Below are 23,673 nucleotides of genomic sequence, written 5' to 3' on the forward strand. Positions count from 1 at the left end.
GCCGTTGTCACCGGGTCAGGCGGTGCCGACCGATTACTTCTTCTTCTTGACCTCGACGTCGGTGTAGACCGGGTCGCCGAAGGAGTTGAACTTCACGCTCTGGACGTTGTTCGAGTAGCCCGAGTTGGTCTTGTAGTACCAGAGCGGGATCGCCGGCATGTCCTTGGCCAGGACGGCCTCGGCCTGCTGGTAGAGCTCGGCGGTCTTCTCGACCGTGGTGGCCGCGTCGGCCTGCTTCGCCAGGTTGTCGAACTCCGGGCTGGAGTAGCCGGCGTCGTTCGCGGCGGCACCGGTGCCGTAGACGTCCCGCAGGAAGTTGGCGTTCAGCGGGTAGTCCTGCACCCAGCCGGTCCGCATCATGCTCTGGACCTGCTTCTTGGTGACGATGTCACGCGAGGTCTTGAAGTCCGGCTTCGGGTCACCGAGGCACTCGACGCCGGTCGCCTGGCGGATCGAGTTGCAGACCGCGTCCACCCACTCCTTGTGGCCACCGTCGGAGTTGTACAGGATGGTGATCTTGCCGCCGGGAACGCCGCCGTTCTCGGTGATGAGCTGCTTGGCCTTCGCCGGGTCGTACTTGCAGGCGTCGCCGCAGACGCCGGCCTTGTAGCCCATGACGCCCGGCGCCACGAACGAGTCGGCGGGCTGACGGCTGTTGTTCAGCACGGTCTTGGTGATGGTGTCGCGGTCGATCGCCATCGACAGGCCCTGGCGCACCTTGGCGGCCTTGTCCTTGTCCATGGAGGACCAGTCCGCGTTGTACAGCGCGAAGGAGATGTTCTGGATCGCGCCCTGGGCCTGGTCGATCGCGCGCTTGCCCAGGTCGTCCTTGTACTTGGGCAGGTCGGTCGAGTCGACCTGGTCCAGCACGTCCAGGGTGTCGGACATCAGGTCCTTGTACGCGGCCTCGGGCGAGGTGTAGGCGCGGAAGACGATCCCGCCGTTCTTCGCCTTGTTGGTGCCGCTGTACTTGTCGTAGGCCTTGAGCGTGATGGCCTTGTTGTGCTCCCACGACACGAACTGGTACGGGCCGTTGCCGACCGGCTTCTCGCCGTAGCCCTTCGGGTCCGCGAAGAACCCGGTGGGGAGCGGGAAGAAGGCCGAGTAGCCGAGCTTGTACGTGAAGTACGAGACGGGCTGCGACAGTTCGATGGTGAAGTGGGTGTCGTCGACGACCTTGAGGCCGGACATCTCCTTGGCGGTCGGGTCGCCCTTTTCCGGGTGGACGGCGTCGTAGCCGACGATGTCCGAGAACCAGTCGGAGTTGATCTGGTTGTTGGCCGTGTTGGCGGACCAGTTCCAGGAGTCCACGAAGGACTTGGAGGTGACCGGGGTGCCGTCGTGGAAGGTCCAGCCGGACTTCAGCGTGACGGTGTAGTTCTTGGCGTCGGTGGTCTCGATCTTGTCGGCCACCTGGTTGCGAAGAGCACCGGTCGCGGGGTCGTAGTCGACGAGGCCCGTGAAGAGCTGCTTGACGATGCGACCGCCCTGGTTCTCCATGGCGTTGGCCGGCTGCAGCGGGCGCTGCGGCTCCGCGCTCTGGAAGCTGAACGTGCCCGAGGGGTCGACCGCGGCGCTGTCCGAGCTCCCGCCGGAGGTGTCGCTGCTGCCGCTGCTGCTACAAGCAGTCGCGGCGAGCGCGACAGCGACAGCTGCGACAACCCACTTGGCCTGGCTCACACCACGCATCGGTGTGCCTCCTGAATTCGACGTTTGCGACGAGGAGGGCACCACGGATCGGTTGTCACCGGGCCCGCAATGCCGTCCGCGCTCGTGGTTTCGGCGCGCACCCCTGCGCGTTCACCCTTGACCCGAGCCTGACTGCACCCACTATCCGTCACGCACGGACACGAAAGTGACCAGTGACGATCTCAATTAGGTCACATGAACAGTCGGTAAGTTTCGAAAACCGGACATATGAGACATAGCCAGACAGGCACCAAACGGACAGTCGTCACGGATGACGAACTGTCACGTTCGCTCAGCGGACACCTGGGTGTGATGAGCGCTATTCCGTTAATAGCGGCCCCGACAACTTGGAGTAGTTGAAAAAGTTCGCCCCCCTCTCCATCGGAAAGGGGGGCGAAGCATTCCGGCCAAAGGCCGGTCAAGCCGTCCGGATCACGCCTTCTTGGCGCGCGAGGCGGTACGTCCGCGGTCCTTCTGGTCCAGCACGACCTTACGGATGCGAACCGTCTCCGGGGTCACCTCGATGCACTCGTCCTCGCGGCAGAACTCCAGCGACTGCTCCAGCGAGAGCTTGCGCGGCGGGACGATCGACTCGGCCACGTCGGCGGTCGAGGACCGCATGTTGGTGAGCTTCTTCTCCTTGGTGATGTTCACGTCCATGTCGTCGGAGCGCGAGTTCTCACCGACGATCATGCCCTCGTACACCTCGGTGCCCGGCTCGCAGAAGAGCACGCCGCGCTCCTGGAGGTTGGTCATCGCGAAGGCGGTGACCACACCGGCGCGGTCGGCGACCAGCGAGCCGTTGTTGCGGGTGGTCAGCTGGCCGAACCACGGCTCGTGGCCCTCGTGGATCGAGTGGGCGATGCCGGTGCCGCGGGTGCTGGTGAGGAACTCGGTACGGAAGCCGATCAGGCCGCGGGACGGCACGACGAACTCCATCCGGACCCAGCCCGAACCGTGGTTGGACATGTTGTCCATCCGGCCCTTGCGGACGCCCATGAGCTGGGTGACGGCACCCATGTGCTCCTCGGGCACGTCCACCGTGAGGCGCTCGACCGGCTCGTGGGTCTTGCCGTTGACCTCCTTGGTGACGACCTGCGGCTTGCCGACGGTCAGCTCGAAGCCCTCGCGGCGCATGGTCTCGATCAGGATGGCCAGCGCCAGCTCACCGCGGCCCTGCACCTCCCAGGCGTCCGGGCGCTCGGTGTCGAGGACGCGCAGCGAGACGTTACCGATCAGCTCGCGGTCCAGGCGGTCCTTCACCTGGCGGGCAGTGACCTTGCGGTCCACCTTGACGCCGGACTTGGCGTCCGCGCCCTTGCCCGAGCCGCCGCGGCCGACGAGCGGGGAGGTGTTGGTGCCGATGGTCATCGAGATGGCCGGCTCGTCCACCGTGATCAGCGGCAGCGCGATCGGGTTCTCCGGGTCGGCCAGGGTCTCGCCGATCATGATGTCGGAGATGCCGGCGACGGCGCAGATGTCACCCGGGCCCGCCATCTCGGCCGGCTTGCGGGTGAGCGCCTCGGTCATCAGCAGCTCGGAGATGCGCACGTTCTGGATCGTGCCGTCGCGCTTGATCCAGGCCACGGTCTGGCCCTTGCGCAGCTCGCCCTGCTCGACGCGCAGCAGCGCGATGCGGCCGAGGAAGTTGTCGGCGTCCAGGTTGGTGACGTGGGCCTGGAGCGGCGCGTCCACGTCGTAGCTGGGGGCCGGGACGTGCTCCAGCAGGGTGGAGAAGAACGGCTCCAGGTTGGTGCTGTCCGCCGGAACGGTGCCGTTCTCCGGCTTGGTCAGCGAGGCGACGCCGTCACGCGCACAGGCGTAGACGATCGGGAACTCGATCTGCTCCTCGTCCGCGTCCAGGTCCAGGAACAGGTCGTAGGTCTCGTTGATGACCTCGTCGATCCGGGAGTCCGGGCGGTCCGTCTTGTTGATGCACAGGATGACGGGCAGGCGCTGCGAGAGCGCCTTGCGCAGCACGAAGCGGGTCTGCGGCAGCGGGCCCTCGGAGGCGTCGACCAGCAGCACGACCGCGTCCACCATCGACAGACCGCGCTCGACCTCGCCACCGAAGTCGGCGTGGCCCGGGGTGTCGATGATGTTGATGGTGATCGGCGCGCCACCATCCTTCGGGTGGTACTTGACGGCGGTGTTCTTCGCGAGAATGGTGATGCCCTTCTCGCGCTCCAGGTCGTTCGAGTCCATCATGCGGTCGTCGAGCTGCTGGTGGGCCGCGAAGGCGCCGGCCTGCTTGAGCATGGCGTCGACCAGCGTGGTCTTGCCGTGGTCGACGTGGGCGACGATGGCGACGTTACGGATGTCGTTGCGCGTGGGCATGCCTAGCGGATTCTCCCGGAATCGTGGGTTACGGCGGGCCCGGCCGCGAGACGCGCATCGGCGGCCCTTCGGCCGCGCCACCCGTTCCGCCTGCTACTACCGGTCCACCCGCCGGGCATCTGGACATGCCTCGGCTTTTCCCTATGGTACGGGGAAGCGCCCAAGGGGGCAGAAACGAGCAGGTCGGGCGGGACCAAGATCACAGACGAGTCACGCGCCCTTCACCCCGCGGTCGCGTTCCGACACCCCCCGTTCGCGCTCCGGCGGCCCGGGCCGCGCGGCCCCGCTACCGGCTCCAGCCCACGTCCTGGAAGCGCGGCCAGCCGAAGCCGAAGGCCCCCGCCCCGACCACGCCGGTCCGCACCCCCACCAGCTCCGGCCGCTGGTAGAGCGGGACGGAGTGCCCGAGCTGCCAGATCCGGACGTCCGCCTCCTGCAGCAGGTCCAGCCGGGCCGCCGGATCGAGTTCGCCGGCCGCCCGGTCGAACAGCCGGTCGATCTCCTCGGTGCCGCTGCGGCCGTAGTTGCCGCGGGACTCGAGCGTGCCGTCGGCGTCCGGCCGGGGCTTGGCGTAGGCGGCGCGCTGCTCCACGGCCGGACTGGGGCCGGCCGGCCAGGAGAACAGCGCGAGGTCGTAGTCGCCGTCGGCCAGCTGCTCCGGGACGAAGGTGTCGGCCGGCACGGTCCGCGTCCTCATCGCAATGCCGAACGCGCCGAGGTCCACGGCGAGCGCGTCGGCGGTGCGCCGGGCGGTCGCGGAGCCGGCCGGGACGAGCAGGGTGAGGGCGAGCTCCTTGCCGTCCTTGGTCCGGGTGCCCCCGTGCAACAGCTTCCAGCCGGCCCCGTCCAGCAGCTTCGCGGCGTCGGCCGGTCCGATCGCGGCGCTGTCGTCCCGGTAGCCCTCCTGGTCCCCGGCGAGCAGGTGGCTGCCGAGCGGGGCGCCGGGCAGGCCGAGCGGGCCGAGCGCGGCCTCGGCGACCGAGCGCCGGTCCACCGCCCGGGCCACCGCCTGCCGCACCGCCGGGTCGCCGAGCGGGCCGCGGGCGGCGTTGAGGGTGAGCTGGGTGAGCGAGGGGGCGGCCGCCCGGTGCACGGTGACCCCGGGCAGCGACTCGGCCCGCCGCAGGGCCAGCACCGCCGCCTCGGGCACCGCCTCGGGCGGGGCGGCGGCCGTCGCGGAACCGCCCTTGCCCGACGGCGAGGGCGAGGGTACGGCCGAGGGCGAGGGCGATGACGACGGTGCGGCCGAGGGCGACGGTGCGGGCGGCGGCACCGCCTGGTCCACCGCGGCGGTGAGCGGGGCGACGTCCAGCCGGCCCTGGTCCAGCGCGTCCAGCCGCCGCTCGGGCGGCGCGGCCAGGAAGTCGATCCGGTCGGTCTTCGGCCGGTCCCCCCACCAGAGCGGGTTGCGCTCCACCGTGACCCGCCCGCCGTCCTCGTCGTACCGGGTCAGCTCGTACGGCCCGGCACTCAGGTGGCCGGTGCCGGTCAGCGCCCGGTTGAAGGCCGCCGGGGTGGCGGTCTCGGCGGCCGGGTAGAGCGGCCCGAACAGGGCCCGCCACTCGGCGTACGGCCGCCGGAAGGTCACCTTGACCTCGTGCGGGTCGGCGCCCTGGGCGACCGAGTCGATGGCCTCGTACCCGGCCGCCGGCCCGCCCCGGTAGGCCGGGTCCAGGCCGGACAGGGCGGCCCGCTGGGCACTGAGGTCGGCCGCCGACAGCGGGGTGCCGTCGGTCCAGACGGCCTGCGGGTTGAGCCGGTAGGTGACCACCTGCGGCTGCTGCCCGGGCGGGGTGGACTCGGCGCCGACCAGGTAGTCCGGGTCCGGGACGAGCCGGCCGTGCTCGTCGGGCCGGAACAGCGAGGGGTACAGCGCGTGGGCGAGCAGCGCCGAGTCGGCGCCCGCCCCGCGCTGGTAGACGTTGAGCGTGGCCGGGACGCCGTCCAGCGCCCAGTGCAGCGTGCCGCCGTCCCGGACGGCGCCGCGGTCGGCGGCGCGGACGTCCCCGGTGGTGGCGGTGGGCTCGGCCCGGGCCGGTACGGGCGAGGGGCCGCGGCCCTGGTCGTCGGAGCAGCCGCCGAGCCCGGCGGAGAGCAGCAGTGCGGCGGCTGCGGCGGTGAGCTGGCGGACACGCATGGCGGCCATCGAACGCCGCCCGCCCCGCCCGGCCCGCGCCGACACGGCGGGCCGCCGGGCGACTGCACCCGTACGGCCCAGCCCCGCCGGGCGCTACAGCGCCAGCTCGAACCAGACGATCTTGCCCTTGGGCGTGCGCCGGCTGCCCCAGCGCTCGGCCAGCAGGCTGACCAGTTGCAGGCCGCGCCCGCCCTCGTCGGTCTCCTGGGCGCGCCGCTGCCGGGGCTGGGCGTAGCCGTCGTCCCAGACCTCGCAGACCATGCTGCGCTCGCGCAGCAGCCGCAGCCGGATCTCGCCCCGGCCGTGCTTGAGCGCGTTCGTCACCAGCTCGCTGACCAGCAGCTCGGTGGTGTCGACCAGCTCGTCCAGCCCCCGGGCGAGCAGCCAACTACAGGCCAGTTCACGGGCCTTGGCGACGGAGGTCGGCTCGGGCGGGAGGAACCAGTTGCCGACCGCGTCCTCGGGGAAGGCGTGCACCTTGGCCATCAGCAGGGCGATGTCGTCCTCGCCGTGGTGCGGGTCGAGCTCGCCGAGAACGTGGTCGCAGAGGTCCTCCAGGCCCTTGCCGCGGTCGCTGAGCGCGGCCCGGAAGGCGCGCAGGCCCTCGTCCAGCTGGTGCTTGCGGCTCTCCACCAGGCCGTCGGTGTAGAGGCCGAGCACCGCGCCGTCCGGGAGGGTCAGCTCGACCTCCTCGAAGGGCTCGCCGCCGACGCCGAGCGGCAGGCCGGGCGGCACGTCGAGCATCCGGGCGGGCTCGCCGGGGCTGAGCAGGACGGGCGGCAGGTGGCCGGCGTTGGCGAACATGCAGCGTCGGGTGACGGCGTCGTACACGGCGTACACGCAGGTGGCCAGGTAGACCTCGCGGGCCTCCTCGTCGGCCGTCGAGGTGAGCCGGCCGTACGCGGTGGGCGGCCCGACCGGGACGGAGTCGTCGCCGAGGCCGCGGGCGATCTCGTCCAGCGCGCCGAGCACCTCGGCCGGGTCGAGGTCGAGCATGGCCAGGGTCCGTACCGCGGTGCGCAGTTGGCCCATCGCGACGGCGGCGCGCAGACCGCGGCCCATCACGTCGCCGATGACCAGGGCGGTGCGGTTGCCGGGCAGCGGGATGACGTCGAACCAGTCGCCGCCGACCTCGGTGTTGTTGTTGCTGGGCAGGTAGCGGCAGGCGATCTCCAGGCCGCTGGCGGCCGGGTTGCCCGGGGGCAGCAGACTGCGCTGGAGGATCAGCGCCCGCTCGTGCTCGCGGCGGTAGAGCCGGGCGTTGTCGATGCAGACGGCGGCGCGGGCCACCAGTTCCTCGGCGATCGCCACGTCGCGGGCGTCGAAGGGCTCGCTGCCGATCGCCCGGGAGAGCTGGACCAGGCCCAGCACCTGGTCGCGGGCGACCAGCGGGACGATCAGGGTGGAGCGCAGCAGCGGGTCGCGGCCGGGCTCGGGGACGACGCTGCGGCCGGTGCGCAGCGCCCGGGCGTGCGGGGAGCGGCGCGGGTAGCAGAGGGTGCCACCGGCTTCGGCGATGGGCAGTCCGGTGACCGAGCCGAGCACCGAGGAGGCGCCGCCGATGACGCTGGAGACGGCGACCCGGCGCAGTTCGCCGCTGCCGTCGGTGAGCACGGTGTCGCCGAGGCGGCCGGCGCTGGGGACGGTCTCGCCGGAGAGCAGCGCGGTGTACAGGTCGACGGTGGCGAGGTCGCAGAACGGCGGGACGACCACGTCCAGGAGTTCCTTGGCGGTGGTCTCCAGGTCGAGGGTGGAGCCGATGTGCGCGCTGGCCTCGTTGAGCAGGGCGAGGTTGCGGCGCACGCCGTCGGCCTCGCGCTCGGCGACGTGCCGGCTGGTGACGTCGGAGACCTGTCCGGCCACGCCCATCGGCTGCCCGGCCGAGCCGTTGAGCCGGTACAGCGAGACGGCCCAGAGCCGGTTGCCCTCGCGGGTCGGGACGGCGCTGTGGAAGCGCAGGTCGAAGACGGGCTCGCCGGTGGCGAGGACCTTGCGCAGGGCGGCGCTGAGCCGGTCGGCCTCGGACGGCGGGAAGAGGTCGTGCGGGGTGAGGCCCTCCAGGTCGGTGGGCACCAGGCCCATCCCGGAGGCGAAGGCGTCGTTGACCCGCTGGAGCCGCAGCCGGTCGTCGAAGAGCACGAAGCCGGTGGGCGTCTGCCCGAAGACGGCCTCGGAGGCGGCGAGGTCGGTCTCGATCCGGCGCAGCCGGCCGAGGTCGACCGCCAGACAGGTGGCGCCCGCGGTGGGCAGGGCGCTGTCGGGCATCAGGTAGAGCTCGGCGAGTCCCTCGCCGCCGGCGGCGTCCCGGTAGGGGGTGGTGCCGACCCACTCCTCACCGGCCAGGGTGCGCTCCAGCCGGGCGCGGCCGCGGCGCCAGAGTTCGCGGGGGACGAAGGTGCTGATCGGGTCGGCGCCCACGGCCTCGGCGGCGGGGACGCCGAAGAACTCGGCGGCGCGCTCGCTCCACTGGCTGATCCGGCCGTCGGGGCCGATCGCGAAGGTGGCGACCCGGATGTAGTCGTAGATCGAGCCCGGGTCCCCGCCGCCCCAGGACCGGGGTTCGGCCGCCGGGTGGGCCGCGGCGCGGTCGTCGCGGCCCGGGCCGGCGGTGGCGCGGGCCGGTGGTGCCGGTACGGGCAGGTGCGGGGAACCGGCCTGCCCGGGCACAGCGGCATGACCGCTGCTGCTCGGCGCATTCCGCGCCGGAGTGCTGTTCAACGGACCGACCCCTCCAAACCCGCGACCGTCCGGATGTCGAGAAGACCGAGTATTCATCATCGAGGGGTGCGTTCACACGCCCTCAACATCACAACATCAGATCGGGCGAAGGTTTTTGTCCTACCGCCCGCGCAACCACAATGCCACGCCCGCGCCCCCTTCCGGAGCGCGCGCTCCCCCTGGGCGCCCGTTGGCATATGCAGCACGGTTGCAGCATGGTTGCAGCACGGTTCTCCTGGCGATCCGGACGCTCTACTCGCGTCACTCCTCGCCGGGGTCAGTACCCGGCAGGGCCAGCTCGAACCAGACGACCTTGCCGATCCCCTCGGCCCGGGCACCCCAGTGCAGCGCCAGCCGGTGGACCAGCTCCAGGCCCCGGCCGCCCTCGTCGGCCTCGGCCGCGTGGCGCTCCCGGGGCGGGTCCGGCAGCGGGTCGGAGATCTCGACCAGGAGGGTCTCGCCGAGCGTCAGCCGTACCCCGATCGGGGCGCTGGCGTACCGGACGGCGTTCGTGACCAGCTCGCTGACCAGCAGCTCCGCGGTGTCGGTGAGGTCCTCGACGCCCCACTCGGCGAGCGCGGCGCGGACCAGCCGGCGGGCCCGGGAGACGGCGGTCGGCTCCGCGGGCAGCGTCCAGCCGGCCGTCGGGGTGCCGGCCTGGCCGTGCCCGAGCCGGGCCAGCAGCAGGGCGACGTCGTCCGGCTCACGGCCCTGCTCCATGGTGTCCAGCACCGCCTCGCAGGCGGCCTGGATGGAGGCGTGCGGCTCCTGGAGCACGGTGAGCAGCCGGCCCAGGCCGACGTCGAGGTCCTTGTCCCGGGACTCCACCAGGCCGTCGGTGCAGAGCGCGAGCAGGCTGCCCTCGGGGATCTTCAGTTCGACGGATTCGAACGGAACTCCGCCCACGCCGAGCGGGGCGCCGGAGGGCAGGTCGAGGATCCGCCCGGCGCCGCCGAGCAGCGGCCCGCCGGTGCGGGTCGGCTCCGCGGCCTCCTCGCCCGGCACCACCAGCACCGGCGGGATGTGCCCGGCCTTGGCCACCGTCAGCTTCGCCGTGCCCGGGTCGAAGACGGCGTAGACGCAGGTGGCGAGCAGCGCCTCGTCCGGGCCCTGGGCGAGGTCGTCGGCCAGCTCGTGGACGTGCCGCAGCAGGACGTCCGGCGGCAGGTCGAGGGCGGCCAGCACCCGCACGGCGGTGCGCAGCCGGCCCATCGTGGCGGCGGCCCGCAGGCCGTGGCCCATCACGTCGCCGACCACCAGCGCGGTCCGGTCGCCGGGCAGCGGGATGACGTCGAACCAGTCGCCGCCGACCTCGGTGCCGCTGCTGCCGGGCACGTACCGGTAGGCGACCTCGACACCGGTGGGCTGGGGGACCTGCTGCGGGAGCAGGGTGCGCTGGAGGGTGAGCGCGGCGGTGCGCTCGCGGGCGTACAGCCGGGCGTTGTCCAGCGAGCTGCCCGCCCGGTCGGCGAGTTCGACGGTGAAGGCGAGGTCGTCCCGGTCGAAGCCCTCGCGGTAGCCGGCCCGGCTGACCAGCAGCAGGCCGATCACGATGCCGCGGGCGCGCAGCGGGACGACCAGCATCGAGTGCACGCCCAGGTCGTGGGCGGCCTGCATCTTGGGGTCGCCGGGGTAGGTGACGTCGTCCAGCTGGTCGGCGCCGGACAGCAGCTCGGGCACGCCGGTGCGCAGCACCCGGCCGCAGGCGGAGTCCTCGGCGAAGGTGATCCGGGCGCCGCGCCGGAGCATCACCTCGACCTCGGGGCCGTCCTGGACGGAGGCGGTGCCGAGCTGGAGCAGTGAGGTGCGCCGGTCGTGGCCGTGCCGGGGCAGGTCGTCACCGTGCGCGACGGCCTGGAGCAGGATCACCGCGGAGTGGTCGGTCAGCCGGGGCACCACCGAGCCGGCCAGTTCCTGGGCGATCCGCGCGGCGTCGAGCAGGTCTCCGACCCGGGAGCCGAACTCGTTGAGCAGCGAGAGCCGGCGCCGGGCGTGTTCGACCTTGGCCACCGCCCGGTAACGCTCCGTCACGTCCATCACGGTGCCGGAGATGCCGAGCACCCGGCCGGCCCGGTCGGTCATCCGGCTGTAGGAGATCGAGCGGTAGCCGGCCCGGTTGGTGACCGGGGAGGCGAGGGTGACGTCGATGACCGGCTCGCCGGTGGCCAGCACCTGGCGCTGGATCGCGGTGATCTCGTCGGCGGCCCGCTCGGGCAGGGTCTCACCGGTGGTGCGGCCGACGTGGTCCGCCAGGGCGACGCCGTTCATCTCGGCCAGGGTCTGGTTGACGGCGGTGTAGCGCAGGTCGGTGTCCAGGATCGCGATGCCCAGCGGGGACTGTTCGAACAGCGCGTCGCGCACCGCGAGGTCCCGCTCGATGGCCCGTACGGCGGCCGCCTCGGCCAGGTTGACCTGGAGGAACGGGGTGCCGTCGCCGTCCACCAGCAGGGAGATCCGGGCGTCCACGGCGACCGGCGCGCCGTCCCGGTCGCGCAGTTCGGCGCTGCCCGCCCAGCGGCCGTGCCGCAGGGTGTCCTGGACCGCGGCCCGGATCCGGGCGACCTGCTCCTGGTCCGGGATCAGCTCGTCGATCCGGCGGCCGACCAGCAGCTCGCTCGGCCAGCCGAGCAGTTCCTCGGCGGCCGGGCTCCACAGCACCACCCGGCCCGCGGTGTCCAGGATCGCGATGGCGACCTTGAGCATGTCCAGCAGGCTGCCCCCGGGCGGCGCGTCCAGGCCCTGCCGGGCGTCCGCCGGGCCGCCGGGGAACGGCCGGCCGGGGCGGCTGCGCAGGGCGGGCCGGACGCCGGGCTCGGGGGCGGCCAGGGTCGGCGCGGGCTGGACCGGCTGGGCGCCGACCGGGATGTCGGGCCCGCCACGGCGACGGCCGGACGACGGCGGCTGCGGGGCGGCCGCGGCGGCGGCACGGCGCAGCCGGGCACGGGCGGCGGCGCCTCCCGCGGTGCCTGCCCGGCGCGCTCCCCCGCCGCCGTTCCCGGTTGTCGACACCGACGGGGCCTCCGGCTCTGGTCGGGATCGGCGTCGCCGGCTGGGACGGCTCACCGATGGTGACGAATGGTGCCGAAAGGCGACATACCCAGCAGAACCCAGGCTATCCCGGCTGCCGGGTCGGCTTGTCCGATTGACCTATCCGGAGGCTTACGCGTCGCCCGCCGCCGCGAGCAGCTCGGCGACCTGCGGCAGGACCTCGCGGTCGTGCCCGATCCAGTCCACCGAGTCCAGCTCGGCCGGGCCCAGCCAGCGCAGCTCGTCGTGGTCCTCCAGCGCGCTCGGCTCGCCGGACAGCAGCTCGGCGGCCCAGAAGCGCAGCTCCAGCCCCGGCCGTACGGCCCACCCGCCGGAAAGCCGCCGCAGCGCCCGCGCCCGTACGCCCAGTTCCTCCAGCAGCTCGCGCTCCAGCGCCTGCGCCTCGGTCTCGCCGGGCTCGGCCTTGCCGCCGGGGAACTCCCAGCGGCCGGCGACCGACGCGGGCGAGCTGCGGCGGGCGGCGAGCACCCGGCCGCCGCGGATCAGCACCCCGCCGACGACGATCCGCGGCGGGGTTCCGACAGTGGTCTCACCGGCCTGTTCCATGCCCCCGACCCTACGGGGCCGGGTCCGGGCGCTGGGCCTCGACCCAGTACAGCTGCTTGTGGCCGCGCGCCTCGAACTCGGCCGCCAGGCGGTGCGCCTCGGCCTCGGCCAGGTTGTCGGCGACCAGGAAGCGGTTGCCGTTGTCGTCCTGCCGCATCACCCGGAAGGTGCTCATGGCGGGAGGCTAGCGGGTGGGGCCCGGGCACGGCTCCGGTTCCGGCGGCCCGGGTTCTTGCCCGGGTTCCGGCGCGGGTTCCGGCGCGGGTTCCGGCGCGGCCCCGCGCGGGTTCGGGCGCGGTGTCCCCGGCCGGCGTGGGGGTCTGGCCGGGGACACCCGGGTGACCCTACGGCTCCCGCGCTACCGGCAGGTACGGGCGGGGTTAACGCCGAGTAACCCGGCGAGGGGTCCGGGCCGGGGCGGGCTCGGGCGGGCTCGGGCGGGTTCGGGGCGGGTGGGCTCAGACCCGGAGGTCGGGCACCTGCTCGCCGGTGGACAGGCCGAGCGAGCGCCGGATGTCCACACTGACCGGCACCGTCCTGGCGACCAGGGCCCGGGCCCGGCGCAGGTCGCCCGCCACGTCGCTGCCGGAGGCCGCGGCGTCCCAGGCGACGGCCGCCTGGGACTGGGTCTCGGCCAGCTTCTCCATCTTCGGCTGGACGTCGGTCGGCCACTCCGCCGTCGGCTTGCGCAGCGCGGCGGCCTCGGCCCGGGAGGCGGCGGCCATCCGGCGGGCCCAGGACCGGTACTCGGCCTCGGCGACCGCCACGTCCTGCTTCGGGGTGTCCAGGTAGGCCGCGTTGAAGCCCCGGACGGCCTCCAGGTAGGCCAGCTGGACGGAGGTCAGGCTGCGGCGGTCGGTGCGGACCGTCCCCAGGTGCTGGTCGTCCGGGTCCTCGAAGGCGCAGGTGACGTACCGTTCGCCGGCCGCCCAGTTGCCCGCGCTCGGGTAGAGGTAGACGTCGTCCATGCCGTCCGGGACGGCCCACTGGTCCAGCGCGTAGTCGTCGAGCACCCGGCGGCACAGCGCGGCGGCCCGCTCGCGGACGACCGTCGCGCCCGGGTAGGCGCCGCTGCTCTCCGGGATCTTCGCGGTGCCGGCCACCTCGCCGTTGTGCCGCTCCGCGCAGGCCACCCGGCGCACCCAGTACACCGTCTCGTCGCCGTTCTCGTCCGGCTGCCCGCTCGTCCCCGAGGAGAGGTAGCAGTCCCCCACCTTCAACGCCGACCAACGGACCGACCCGGCCGGCGGCCTGTCGGCGTACCGGTCGCCCCGCCCGTTCCGCGCGGGGCCGAAGTCGCCCGCGCCCAGGGCGAGCGACAGCAGCAGGGTGCCCGCCGTCCCGAGCACCAGGCCGGTCACCGCCATGCCGCGGCCGCGCTGACCGGTGCGCTTGATCTGGACCAGCGCGAGGATCCCGAGCACCAGGGCGAGCGGCGAGAGCAGGCTCAGCGCGGTCGCCAGCGAGCCGACGGCGAAGCCGTTGGTGCGCGGCTCGGGCCGGGGGGCGTACGGGTTGAGGACGTACGGCGGGTAGGGGTGCGGGCCAGGCTGGGGGTGCGCGTGGCGGCCGGGTTGGAGGCCGGACTCGGCGGAGGGCGGCACCGAGGCCCAGCCGCCGGCGGGTAGCGGCGGGGGCGGTGGCTGGGGCGGGGCCGACGGGGACGGGGGTCCGGCCTCGGCCGGCGGGGCCCAGGGGTCGGGGGCGGGGTCGGGGGCGGCCGGCCCTGCCTCCGCCGGGCCCGGCTGCTCCTCGGCCGGCCCCGGCACCTGTTCCTGCCCCGGGTCCTTGCGGAAGTCCACCCGCGGGTCCGGCCCCGGAGCGGCGGGCGGCGCGGACTCAGGCTCGGACACGTGGACTCCCCCTGCCCGCCGGGGCGGGCCTCGACTCGGCGTTTCGGCTCTCGACACCGCCGCCCGGGCCGGAGGGGCCCGAGCTGAACGGTCGCGCGACTTTACCCGATCTTTCCGAACAGCCGCCCCGTCGTCACCGCCCCGGCCGCTCCGCCCCGACCCGGGCCAGGATCTCGCCGTGGATCATCGAGAACCAGCCGTCCTCGGCGGCGCTCCACTCCCGCCAGCCGGCCGCGATCTGCTCCAGCTCGGCGGGCTCCGCGAAGCCCCGTTCCACCGCCGTCCGACCGAAGGCCGTCCCGGTCACCCGGTCCGCCCACATCCCGGCCCACCACTCGCGCCGTTCGGGCGTCGCGAACGTCCAGGTGCCGGTGCTCGCGGTGACGTCGGTCAGACCGGCCGCCCGGGCCCAGGACAGCAGCCGCCGCCCGGCGTCCGGCTCGCCGCCGTTGGCCCGGGCGGTCCGCCGGTAGAGCTCCAGCCAGCGCTCCAGCGCGGGCGCCTGCGGGAACCAGGTCATCGTCGCGTAGTCGACGTCCCGGGCGGCGACCAGCCCGCCGGGCGCCGTCACCCGGCCCATCTCGCGCAGCGCGGCCACCGGATCGGCCACGTGCTGCAGCACCTGGTGGGCGTGCACCACGTCGAACTCGCCGTCCCGGTACGGCAGTTCGTGCACGTCGGCCAGCTCGAACACGACATTGGCCAGGCCGCGCCCGGCGACGTACCCGGCAGCCTGCTCGAGCACCTCGGCGGAGGTGTCCACGGCCACCACCCGCCCGCCGGGGCCGACCAGCTCGGCCAGGTCGGCGGTGATCGTGCCCGGGCCGCAGCCGACGTCCAGCAGCGCCTGGCCGGGCCGCAGTTCGGCCAGCAGGTAGCCGGCCGAGTCGGCGGCGGTACGGGAGCGGTGCGAGCGCAGCACGGCCTCCTGGTGGCCGTGGGTGTAGGCGGTGGCAGGCTGCGGTCCGGGCATGGGTCCCCCCTGAGGCGTGGTCGGTGTTTCCGTTTCCGCGATGCTCCGACGCTACGCCCTGTCCCGGATGGCGAGAAGAACCGTCTCACATGGCGACCATCGGGCGACCCCGCCGGCACCGGCGGCCGTACCGTGGAGGCGCCCGACCGAACGGCCCCGAGCAGCCCCGAACGTCCCCGAACATCCCGAACAGCCCCGAACATCCCGAACGGCCCCGAGAGAACGGTCCGCCCATGCCCGGCCCCGGCCAGCGCCCCTTCGTCCTGCTGAGCGCCGCCGTCTCCCTCGACGGCCACCTCGACGACGCCTCCCCCGACCGCCTGCTGCTCTCCGGCGCCGCCGACTTCGACCGGGTCGACCAGGAGCGGGCAGCCGCCGACGCGATCCTGGTCGGCGGCAACACCCTGCGCGCCGACAACCCGCGCCTGCTGGTCAACGACCCCGCGCGACGGGCCGCCCGGGCGGCCGCCGGGCGGCCGGAGCACCCGCTCAAGGTAACGCTCAGCGCGAGCGGCGCCCTCGACGCCGACCTGCGGTTCTGGCACACCGGCGGCGCGAAGCTCGCCTACACCACCGAGGCGGGGGCGGCGGTGCTGCGGCCCCGGCTCGACGGGCTGGCCGAGGTGGTCGCGCTCGGCGACTCGGTCGACCTCGGCGCGGTGCTGGACGACCTGGGCGCGCGCGGGGTGCGCCGGCTGATGGTCGAGGGCGGCAGCGGGGTGCACACCCAGTTCCTCGCCCAGGGCCTGGCGGACGAGCTCCAGTTGGCCGTCGCCCCGCTGCTGGTCGGCCAGCCCGGGGCGCCGCGGTTCGTCGGCCCGGCCGCGTTCCCCGGCGGCCCGACCCGGCGGATGCGACTGCTGGAGGCACGTACGGTGGGCGACGTCGTCCTGCTCAGGTACGCCCCGAAGGAGCCCGCGCCGTGAACCGCCCCGCCGCCACCGACCTCGACCACCTGCGCCGGGCCGTCGAACTCTCCCGCCGCTGCCCGCCCTCCGGGACGGCCTTCTCGGTCGGCGCGGTGGTCGTCGGCGCCGACGGCGAGGTGCTGGCGGAGGGCTACAGCCGGGAGGCGGACGCGCACGACCACGCCGAGGAGGCGGCCCTGGCCAAGCTCCCGGCGGGCGACCCCCGACTGCGCGGGGCGACCGTCTACAGCAGCCTGGAGCCCTGCGGGCAGCGCGCCTCCCGCCCGGTGCCGTGCGCCCGGCTGCTCATCGCGGCGGGCGTGCCCCGGGTGGTGGTCGCCTGGCGTGAGCCGGACCTCTTCGTCACCGACTGCCAGGGCACCGCGCTGTTGGAGGCGGCCGGGGTCGAGGTGGTGGAGCTGCCGGAGCTGGCCGCGGAGGCCCGGGCGGTCAACGCCCACCTGCTCCCGTGATCTTTTGTATCATTCAGAAACAAAGAGCTCACTTCTCCTCCGCGCCTCCAGGAGCCGCCCCATGACCGCCACCCCCGTCCGGTTCACCACCCGCGCCCTCCTCCTCGACATGGACGGCACCCTGGTCAACTCCGACGCCGTGGTCGAGCGCTGCTGGACCCGCTGGGCCGAGCGGCACGGCCTCGACCCCGTCGCGGCGCTCACCGTCGTCCACGGCCGCCAGGGCCACGCGACCATGGCCGAACTGCTGCCGCACCGCCCGGTCGAGGAGAACCTCACCGAGAACGAGCGGATGCTCGCCGAGGAGCGGGCCGACACCGAGGGCGTCGTCCAGGTCCCCGGCGCCGACGCCTTCCTCGCCTCGCTGGCCGGCCTGCCGCACGCCCTGGTCACCTCCGCCGACCTCCCGCTCGCCCGGGTCCGGATGGACGCCGCCGGCCTGCCGATGCCGCCCGTCCTGGTCACCGCCGAGTCCGTCGGCGCCAGCAAGCCCGACCCCGAGGGCTTCCTCAAGGGCGCCGCCGCCCTCGGCTTCGCCCCCGCCGACTGCGTCGCCTTCGAGGACTCCGGCGCCGGCATCGCCGCCGCCCGCGCCGCCGGCATGCGCGTCATCGGCATCGGCCCCCGCGCCGCCGCCCACCACCCGGACGCCCTCGCCCCCACCCTCACCGCCGTCACCGTCACCCCCTCCCCCGACGGCACCCTCACCCTCACCGTCCACCCCTGACCCCCGGCCCGAAGGAGGATTCGCAGCTTGTCGCCGTACCGGCGCGGGCGTACAGTTTCTTGTACCTATCGAAGGGGAGTCGAGCCATGAGGACGATGACCTACTCGGAGTCCCGCGCACGCTATGCCGAGGTGCTCAACGCGGTCACGGACGACCGCGAGGAGATAGTGATCACCCGCGCCGGGCACGAACCGGTGGTCATCGTCTCGCTGGAGGACTACCAGTCCCTCAAGGAGACCGCCTACCTCCTGCGCAGCCCCGCGAACGCCCGCCGCCTGCTGGCCTCCATCGAGGAGCTGGAGAACGGCGGAGGGACCGTACGGGAGCTGGCGGACCCGGAGTGAAGATCACCTTCGCCTCCCGCGCCTGGGAGGACTACCTGTGGTGGCAGGCCCAGGACCGCAAGACCCCCAGGCGGATCAACACGCTCATCGCCGACGTCGCGCGCAACGGCAACGAGGGGATCGGCAAACCGGAACCGCTCAAGCACGGGTTCCAGGGCTACTGGTCGCGCCGGATCAACGACGAGCACCGCTTGATCTACAAGGTCACCGACGACTCGATCCTGATCGCCCAGTGCCGCTACCACTACGAGAACTGAGCCGGCCGGACAACCCCGAAGGGGCCGGACTCCCGCGGGAGTCCGGCCCCTTCGGGCATGGCGGCCGGTCAGACGTTGCAGCGGAACATTCAGCACAGGGCTGCGACCTGTGGAAACTGGTGGTGTGGGTCGTGCACGTCGGGCACCGCTCCACCAGCTACGGCACCTGACATCGAGCACACGGCCAGCCATCAGTAGTGGTAGCGGGCGGCCAGAACGATGATCTCCCGGTCCGTCACCAGGTAGACGAGGCGGTGCTCGTCGTCGATCCGCCGCGACCAGGCCCCGGGCAGGTGGTACTTCAGCGGCTCGGGCTTGCCGATGCCGGTGAACGGGTCGCGCAACACGTCCTCGATGAGCTTGTTGATCCTCGCGAGCATCTTGCGGTCGTTCTTGAGCCAGGACGTGTAGTCCTCCCAGCCCTGTTCTTCGAAGACGAGCCTCACTCGACACCCCGCCCGGCATCAGCCGAGTCGGGGTCGATGAGTGTGCGCTCGGAGAGCCCTGTGCCGTTCAGCGCATTGTCGTACGCCTTGAGCAGGCGACGCGCGTTCGCCGGCGAACGCAGGAGGTACGAGCCCTCACGCAGGGCGGCATAGTCCTCGGCAGAGACGAGCACAGCGTTTCCGTGCTTGGACACGATCTCGATGGCGTCGTGATCCTCGTTGACCTTCTTGATCAACGGGAAGAGATCCCTGCGGGCCTCGCTCGCGGTGATGGACATGACGCGTACCCCCTAAGGGCGAGTGGTACCGAATAACGTACCACCCGAGTGCGCTTCCGAGTGGCTCGACGACCGGTGGGGGCGCCCGAAAGTCAGCACCGAGCCAGCACGGCAACGAGGAGAGGGCCGGACTCCTGTGGGAGTCCGGCCCCTTCGGGTGTGGCGGCCGGTCAGACGTTGAAGCGGAACTCCACGACGTCGCCGTCCTGCATGATGTATTCCTTGCCCTCGATGCGGGCCTTGCCCTTGGAGCGGGCCTCGGCGATGGAGCCGGTCTCGACCAGGTCGTCGAAGGAGATCACCTCGGCCTTGATGAAGCCCTTCTGGAAGTCGGTGTGGATGACTCCGGCGGCCTCGGGGGCGGTGGCGCCCTTCTTGATGGTCCAGGCGCGGGTCTCCTTCGGGCCGGCCGTGAGGTAGGTCTGCAGGCCGAGGGTGTCGAAGCCGACCCGGGCGAGGGTGGCGAGGCCGGGCTCCTCCTGGCCCATGGACTGGAGGAGTTCGAGGGCCTCGGCGTCGTCGAGCTCGATCAGCTCGGACTCGATCTTGGCGTTGAGGAAGATCGCCTCGGCCGGGGCGACCAGCGCGCGCTGGGCGTTCTTGAAGTCCTCGTCGGCCAGCTCGTCCTCGTCCACGTTGAAGACGTAGAGGAAGGGCTTGGCGGTCAGCAGGTGCAGCTCGCGGATCGGGGCGGTGTCGAAGCCGGCCTCGAAGAGGGTCTTGCCGGTCTCCAGGACCGCCTGGGCGGCCTCGGCGGCGGCCAGCACGGGGGCGGTGTCCTTCTTGAGGCGCGCCTCCTTCTGGAGCCGCGGCAGGACCTTCTCGATGGTCTGGAGGTCGGCCAGGATCAGCTCGGTGTGGATGGTCTCGATGTCGTCCTTGGGCGACACCTTGCCGTCCACGTGCACCACGTCCGGGTCGGTGAAGGCGCGCACGACCTGGCAGATCGCGTCCGACTCGCGGATGTTGGCGAGGAACTTGTTGCCCAGGCCCTCACCCTCGCTGGCGCCGCGCACGATGCCGGCGATGTCGACGAAGTCGACGGTGGCCGGGAGGATGCGCTGCGAGCCGAAGATCTCGGCGAGCTTGGCCAGCCGCGCGTCCGGGACGCCGACGACGCCGACGTTCGGCTCGATGGTGGCGAACGGGTAGTTGGCCGCCAGCACGTCGTTCTTGGTCAGGGCGTTGAACAGGGTCGACTTGCCGACGTTCGGCAGGCCGACGATTCCGATCGTGAGCGACATGAAGCGCAGTCCCGTGGGCTTGGAGGAGTTGGGTCGGCACCGTACGGGCCGACCCCCAAGTCTACGGGCAGCGCCTGCCGGGGCTCACGCCTCGGTCGGCGCGGGCAGCGGCTCCAGGAACTCCAGCCGGTTGCCCAGCCGGTCGGCGGAGTAGAAGCGGCGGTGGCCGGGGTGGTGGTCGTCCCAGGTGACCTCGTGGCCGTGCGCGGCGAGCCGCTCGGCCAGGGCGTCCAGCGAGCTCACCAGGATCCCCGGGTGCCCCTTGCGGGCCGGGCGGAAGTCCGGGGTGACGCCGAGGTGCACCTCGACCCCGCCGCCGCGGAACCAGCAGCCGCCGCGCGCCGCCAGCACCGGGGGCTTCGGGAGCTCGGTCATCCCGAGCACACCGGACCAGAAGGCGCGGCACTCGTCCTCGGCGCCGGCCGGGATGTCGAGCTGGACGTGGTCGAGGCGTTCGAAGGTGAAGTCGGCGGTCATGCGGTCGTCCCCCGTACGGTGATCTGATGATCATGATGTGTCGACTCGGCCGAGCAGGTCAGCCCCTTGAGTAACGATCACAGGAGTACGCCATGCGGGGACACGGGGCAAGACCTGAACGGTCCATTACACAGTGTGGCGATGATCGGACCGTACGTTGGGCGGGTGGAGCAGAGCATCCGTACCCAGCCGCCAGGGCCCAGACGCCGTCCGCCGACCGGCGCGGCCCCGGCCGCCGTCCCCGGTCCCGGCCGGGCGCCCGAGAGCGCCGGAGCCCCCGCGGCTCCCCCGTCCCGGCTGCGCCCGGTGGCCGACCGGCCCGCCGCGCGCCCGTCCCCGCAGCGCCGGCTGCGCGTGTACGGACGGCGCCGGACCGGCCGGCCGACCCGGCTGACCGCGATCGGCACCGGCGTGGTCGCGGTGCTGGCCACGCTGGCGGTGGCCGGAGTGGACCGGCTGCTCTTCGACGACCTCGGCTGGCTGTTCGGCCTCGGCTACCTGGTGGTCTGCTTCCAGCTGGCCGTCCGGGTCCGCTACGCCGACCTGCTGGCCGCCCCGATCAGCGGGCCGATCGCCTTCGCCGTGGCGCTGCTGGCGCTCGCCCCGGTCGGCTCCTCCGGCATCACCGCCCAGGTGGTGGCGCTGGCGACCGGGCTGGCGCTGCGGGCCGGCTGGCTGTTCTCCGGCACCGGGCTGGCCGCGCTGATCGTGCTCGCCCGCTTCGTCGCCCAGCGCCGGATCCACCGCTCCCGCTGACGGCCCGGCGCGTGGGCCGTCAGCCCGCCGCCCGGGCCGCCGCCATGGCGGCCCCGACGATGCCGGCGTCGTTGCGCAGTTCCGCCGGCACCACCCGCGCCCCGCGCTCCCTCAGCAGCGGCAGGAACTTGTCGTGCTTGCGGCTCACCCCGCCGCCGATCACGATCAGTTGCGGGGAGAACAGCATCTCCACCAGGTCCAGGTACTCGTCGACCCGCTCGGCCCACTGCTCCCAGCTCAGGTCGTGCCGCTCCTTGGCGGCCGAGGAGGCCCGCCGCTCGGCGTCCTTGCCGCGCAGCTCCAGGTGGCCCAGTTCGGTGTTGGGCACCAGCGTGCCGTCCACGAAGAGCGCGCTGCCGATGCCGGTGCCGAAGGTGAGCACCAGGACCACGCCCGACTGGCCCCGCCCGGCGCCGTGCTCGGTCTCGGCGAGTCCGGCCGCGTCCGCGTCGTTGAGCACGGTCGCGGGCAGGCCCAGCGCGTCGCGGAAGAGGCCTTCGGCGTCCAGGTCGATCCAGCCCTTGTCCACGTTGGCCGCGGTCCGGGTGCGGCCGCCGACCACCACCCCGGGGAAGGTCAGCCCGACCGGCCCCTGGTGGTCGAAGTGGCGGACCACCTCGCGAACGGCGGCGACCACGGCCCCGGGCTCGGACGGCTGCGGGGTGAGCACCTTGTACCGCTCCTGGGTGAGGGCGCCCCGGGCGAGGTCGACCGGGGCGCCCTTGATGCCCGAGCCGCCGATGTCCACGCCGAATACCGCCGTCATCGTTCCGCCTTCCGCCGTTCGCTTCCGCCGTTCGGCCGTCGACCGGCTCGTCCACAGCCTGTGCACAAAGCTACGAGAGCCCGGGCGGGGGCGCAGCGCAATCGACGGGCCCACTCACCGCGACGGACCCGGTACCCCGCGCGGGGTACCGGGTCCGTCGTGGCAGGCCCGGGGCGTGTCGGACACGCCCTACTGGAGCTTGCCGGCCGCCTCGGCGCGCAGGTCGCGGCGCAGCTCCTTGGGGAGCGAGAAGGTCAGGTGCTCCTCGGCGGTCTTGACCGTCTCCACCGTGTCGTAGCCGCGCGCGGCCAGGAACTCCAGCACGCCGTCGACCAGGATCTCCGGCACCGAGGCGCCGCTGGTCAGGCCGACCGTGGTGACGCCCTCCAGCCAGGACTCCTGGATCTCCTCGGCGAAGTCGACCAGGTGGGCGGCCTTGGCGCCGTACTCCAGGCCGACCTCGACCAGGCGGACCGAGTTGGAGGAGTTCTTGGAGCCGACCACGATCAGCAGGTCGGTCTCCGGGGCCAGCTGCTTGACCGCGACCTGGCGGTTCTGGGTCGCGTAGCAGATGTCGTCGCTGGGCGGGCTGACCAGCGCCGGGAAGCGCTTCTTCAGCTCGCCGACGGTGGCCATGGTCTCGTCCACCGAGAGGGTGGTCTGGGAGAGCCAGACGATCTTGGACTCGTCCCGCACCTGGACGTTGGCGACGTCCTCGGCGCCGTCCACCAGGTGGATCCGGTCCGGGGCCTCGCCCATGGTGCCGATGACCTCCTCGTGGCCCTCGTGGCCCACCAGCAGGATGTCGTAGCCCTCGTCGGCGAAGCGCACGGCCTCCTTGTGCACCTTGGTGACCAGCGGGCAGGTGGCGTCGACGGTGGCGAGCTTGCCGGCCCGCGCCTCGTCGTGGACGGACGGGGCGACGCCGTGCGCGGAGAACACCACGATCGAGCCCTCGGGCACCTCCTCCGTCTTGTCGACGAAGATCGCGCCCTTCTTCTCCAGGGTCTGCACCACGTACTTGTTGTGGACGATCTGCTTGCGGACGTAGATGGGCGCCCCGTACTGCTCCAGGGCCTTCTCCACGGCGATCACGGCGCGGTCGACACCCGCGCAGTAGCCCCGGGGGGCGGCGAGCAGGACACGGCGCTGCGCGGTGTTGGACATGCCCCCATCGTACGGGCGACCGGGAGTCCCACCGCCCGGGGCGGGCCGCCCCGGGCAGGGCGGATGCTTTCCGGTCGCAAAGGGTCGGAATCTGCTCAAATCTGGTCTCCATGAGCGCTGTGAACGAGCAGCCGACGCCGAGCGGCCTGCGCCGCACCCTGGGCGTCCGCGATCTGATGGTCTACGGGCTGCTGTTCATCGCCCCGATGGCCCCGGTCGGCGTCTTCGGCGTGCTGGACGCCCGGAGCCACGGCGCCGTGGCGGCCGTCTACCTGGCGGCGACGGTCGCGATGGGCTTCACCGCCTTCTCGTACGCCCAGATGGTCCGCGCGGTGCCGCAGACCGGCTCGGTGTTCGCCTACGCGCGGGCCGGGCTGGGCGAGGGACCGGGGTTCATCGCCGGGTGGATGGCGATGCTGGACTACCTGCTGATCCCGATAGACAGTACACCCTGTGAACTCCCACAGAGCCCAGTAACCGCAAGGAAAAGCCCCGCCCGGAGAGGTTCCGGACGGGGCTCCGTCGTGGT

At 72.9% G+C, this 23,673-nt stretch carries 19 protein-coding genes and 2 pseudogenes; 6 read left to right on the forward strand and 15 right to left on the reverse strand.

Annotated features, from left to right (window positions below):
• Window positions 1–33 precede the first annotated feature (33 nt).
• The 9 genes from ACIQWA_RS12930 to ACIQWA_RS12970 all read right to left on the reverse strand — a co-directional run bounded on the left by ACIQWA_RS12930 (window position 34) and on the right by ACIQWA_RS12970 (window position 15,301).
• Entirely contained in the window at window positions 34–1,689 is a 1,656-nt protein-coding gene (locus ACIQWA_RS12930; protein ID WP_402481546.1) for an ABC transporter substrate-binding protein, read from the reverse strand.
• A 432-nt stretch (window positions 1,690–2,121) separates the two neighbouring features.
• Entirely contained in the window at window positions 2,122–4,026 is a 1,905-nt protein-coding gene (gene typA / locus ACIQWA_RS12935; RefSeq protein ID WP_360230920.1) for a translational GTPase TypA, read from the reverse strand.
• A gap of 286 nt (window positions 4,027–4,312) precedes the next feature.
• A complete protein-coding gene (locus ACIQWA_RS12940) occupies window positions 4,313–6,163 on the reverse strand; it encodes an ABC transporter family substrate-binding protein (RefSeq protein ID WP_402481549.1) in 1,851 nt (616 codons plus the stop codon).
• Between the two features lie 93 nt (window positions 6,164–6,256).
• Window positions 6,257–8,830 carry a SpoIIE family protein phosphatase gene (locus ACIQWA_RS12945; RefSeq protein WP_402481551.1) on the reverse strand — a complete coding sequence of 858 codons (2,574 nt, stop codon included), beginning with the start codon at window positions 8,828–8,830 and terminating at the stop codon, window positions 6,257–6,259.
• Window positions 8,831–9,142: 312 nt separating this feature from the next.
• A complete protein-coding gene (locus ACIQWA_RS12950) occupies window positions 9,143–11,890 on the reverse strand; it encodes a SpoIIE family protein phosphatase (protein ID WP_402481553.1) in 2,748 nt (915 codons plus the stop codon).
• Between the two features lie 150 nt (window positions 11,891–12,040).
• The gene (locus ACIQWA_RS12955; protein ID WP_360230926.1) at window positions 12,041–12,475 is read right to left on the reverse strand and encodes an NUDIX domain-containing protein; all 435 of its coding nucleotides are present in this window, start codon (window positions 12,473–12,475) and stop codon (window positions 12,041–12,043) included.
• A gap of 10 nt (window positions 12,476–12,485) precedes the next feature.
• Complete coding sequence (locus ACIQWA_RS12960) at window positions 12,486–12,650, reverse strand: SPOR domain-containing protein (protein ID WP_360230928.1); 165 nt, start codon at window positions 12,648–12,650, stop codon at window positions 12,486–12,488.
• Window positions 12,651–12,933: 283 nt separating this feature from the next.
• The gene (locus ACIQWA_RS12965) at window positions 12,934–14,328 is read right to left on the reverse strand and encodes a DUF4190 domain-containing protein (RefSeq protein ID WP_402481558.1); all 1,395 of its coding nucleotides are present in this window, start codon (window positions 14,326–14,328) and stop codon (window positions 12,934–12,936) included.
• Between the two features lie 133 nt (window positions 14,329–14,461).
• Window positions 14,462–15,301 (reverse strand): methyltransferase domain-containing protein, encoded by an 840-nt coding sequence (locus tag ACIQWA_RS12970; RefSeq protein WP_402481559.1) that lies wholly within the window; start codon window positions 15,299–15,301, stop codon window positions 14,462–14,464.
• A 233-nt stretch (window positions 15,302–15,534) separates the two neighbouring features.
• Here ACIQWA_RS12970 and ACIQWA_RS12975 point away from each other — a divergent pair.
• From ACIQWA_RS12975 to ACIQWA_RS12990, 4 genes and pseudogenes are all read left to right on the forward strand, one after another.
• Window positions 15,535–16,682: pseudogene (locus ACIQWA_RS12975) on the forward strand (dihydrofolate reductase family protein).
• A 61-nt stretch (window positions 16,683–16,743) separates the two neighbouring features.
• Window positions 16,744–17,409 (forward strand): HAD-IA family hydrolase, encoded by a 666-nt coding sequence (locus ACIQWA_RS12980; RefSeq protein WP_402481562.1) that lies wholly within the window; start codon window positions 16,744–16,746, stop codon window positions 17,407–17,409.
• An 86-nt stretch (window positions 17,410–17,495) separates the two neighbouring features.
• The gene (locus ACIQWA_RS12985) at window positions 17,496–17,753 is read left to right on the forward strand and encodes a type II toxin-antitoxin system prevent-host-death family antitoxin (protein WP_360230936.1); all 258 of its coding nucleotides are present in this window, start codon (window positions 17,496–17,498) and stop codon (window positions 17,751–17,753) included.
• Entirely contained in the window at window positions 17,750–18,010 is a 261-nt protein-coding gene (locus tag ACIQWA_RS12990; protein WP_402481565.1) for a Txe/YoeB family addiction module toxin, read from the forward strand. The genes ACIQWA_RS12985 and ACIQWA_RS12990 overlap by 4 nt, the downstream gene beginning before the upstream one ends.
• A 191-nt stretch (window positions 18,011–18,201) precedes the next feature.
• On the opposite strand, the gene ACIQWA_RS12995 is transcribed toward ACIQWA_RS12990, so the two are convergent.
• From ACIQWA_RS12995 to ACIQWA_RS13010, 4 genes are all read right to left on the reverse strand, one after another.
• Window positions 18,202–18,456, reverse strand: coding sequence for a Txe/YoeB family addiction module toxin (locus ACIQWA_RS12995; RefSeq protein ID WP_402481568.1), 255 nt, complete (start codon window positions 18,454–18,456; stop codon window positions 18,202–18,204).
• Window positions 18,453–18,734: a type II toxin-antitoxin system prevent-host-death family antitoxin gene (locus ACIQWA_RS13000; protein ID WP_350636996.1), complete on the reverse strand. Its 282-nt coding sequence runs from the start codon at window positions 18,732–18,734 to the stop codon at window positions 18,453–18,455. Before ACIQWA_RS13000 ends, ACIQWA_RS12995 begins: the two co-directional genes overlap by 4 nt.
• 170 nt (window positions 18,735–18,904) lie before the next feature.
• Complete coding sequence (ychF, locus tag ACIQWA_RS13005) at window positions 18,905–19,978, reverse strand: redox-regulated ATPase YchF (protein ID WP_360230940.1); 1,074 nt, start codon at window positions 19,976–19,978, stop codon at window positions 18,905–18,907.
• Window positions 19,979–20,062: 84 nt separating this feature from the next.
• On the reverse strand, window positions 20,063–20,455 hold the full coding sequence (locus ACIQWA_RS13010; protein ID WP_402481572.1) for a VOC family protein: 393 nt from the start codon (window positions 20,453–20,455) through the stop codon (window positions 20,063–20,065).
• Window positions 20,456–20,620: 165 nt separating this feature from the next.
• Between ACIQWA_RS13010 and ACIQWA_RS13015 the strand changes: the two genes are divergently transcribed.
• Window positions 20,621–21,211, forward strand: coding sequence for a DUF6542 domain-containing protein (locus tag ACIQWA_RS13015; protein ID WP_402481575.1), 591 nt, complete (start codon window positions 20,621–20,623; stop codon window positions 21,209–21,211).
• A gap of 19 nt (window positions 21,212–21,230) precedes the next feature.
• Here the strand turns inward: ACIQWA_RS13015 and ppgK are convergent, their stop codons facing one another.
• Window positions 21,231–21,977 carry a polyphosphate--glucose phosphotransferase gene (ppgK, locus tag ACIQWA_RS13020; protein WP_402481577.1) on the reverse strand — a complete coding sequence of 249 codons (747 nt, stop codon included), beginning with the start codon at window positions 21,975–21,977 and terminating at the stop codon, window positions 21,231–21,233.
• A gap of 189 nt (window positions 21,978–22,166) precedes the next feature.
• On the reverse strand, window positions 22,167–23,144 hold the full coding sequence (locus tag ACIQWA_RS13025; RefSeq protein ID WP_402481580.1) for a 4-hydroxy-3-methylbut-2-enyl diphosphate reductase: 978 nt from the start codon (window positions 23,142–23,144) through the stop codon (window positions 22,167–22,169).
• Window positions 23,145–23,254: 110 nt separating this feature from the next.
• Between ACIQWA_RS13025 and ACIQWA_RS13030 the strand changes: the two are divergent.
• A pseudogene (locus ACIQWA_RS13030) lies at window positions 23,255–23,673 on the forward strand (hypothetical protein); the annotation flags it as partial.

Source organism: Kitasatospora sp. NPDC098652 (assembly GCF_044760155.1).
In the GTDB taxonomy this organism is placed as follows: Bacteria; Actinomycetota; Actinomycetes; order Streptomycetales; family Streptomycetaceae; genus Kitasatospora.

Bases quoted from the DNA above. Each gene is read 5' to 3' on its own strand.
- ACIQWA_RS12930 (WP_402481546.1), bottom strand. From the start codon at position 1,689: ATGCGTGGTGTGAGCCAGGCCAAGTGGGTTGTCGCAGCTGTCGCTGTC.
- typA (WP_360230920.1), bottom strand. From the start codon at position 4,026: ATGCCCACGCGCAACGACATCCGTAACGTCGCCATCGTCGCCCACGTC.
- ACIQWA_RS12940 (WP_402481549.1), bottom strand. From the start codon at position 6,163: ATGCGTGTCCGCCAGCTCACCGCCGCAGCCGCCGCACTGCTGCTCTCC.
- ACIQWA_RS12955 (WP_360230926.1), bottom strand. From the start codon at position 12,475: ATGGAACAGGCCGGTGAGACCACTGTCGGAACCCCGCCGCGGATCGTC.
- ACIQWA_RS12960 (WP_360230928.1), bottom strand. From the start codon at position 12,650: ATGAGCACCTTCCGGGTGATGCGGCAGGACGACAACGGCAACCGCTTC.
- ACIQWA_RS12970 (WP_402481559.1), bottom strand. From the start codon at position 15,301: ATGCCCGGACCGCAGCCTGCCACCGCCTACACCCACGGCCACCAGGAG.
- ACIQWA_RS12980 (WP_402481562.1), top strand. From the start codon at position 16,744: ATGACCGCCACCCCCGTCCGGTTCACCACCCGCGCCCTCCTCCTCGAC.
- ACIQWA_RS12985 (WP_360230936.1), top strand. From the start codon at position 17,496: ATGAGGACGATGACCTACTCGGAGTCCCGCGCACGCTATGCCGAGGTG.
- ACIQWA_RS13000 (WP_350636996.1), bottom strand. From the start codon at position 18,734: ATGTCCATCACCGCGAGCGAGGCCCGCAGGGATCTCTTCCCGTTGATC.
- ychF (WP_360230940.1), bottom strand. From the start codon at position 19,978: ATGTCGCTCACGATCGGAATCGTCGGCCTGCCGAACGTCGGCAAGTCG.
- ACIQWA_RS13010 (WP_402481572.1), bottom strand. From the start codon at position 20,455: ATGACCGCCGACTTCACCTTCGAACGCCTCGACCACGTCCAGCTCGAC.
- ppgK (WP_402481577.1), bottom strand. From the start codon at position 21,977: ATGACGGCGGTATTCGGCGTGGACATCGGCGGCTCGGGCATCAAGGGC.
- ACIQWA_RS13025 (WP_402481580.1), bottom strand. From the start codon at position 23,144: ATGTCCAACACCGCGCAGCGCCGTGTCCTGCTCGCCGCCCCCCGGGGC.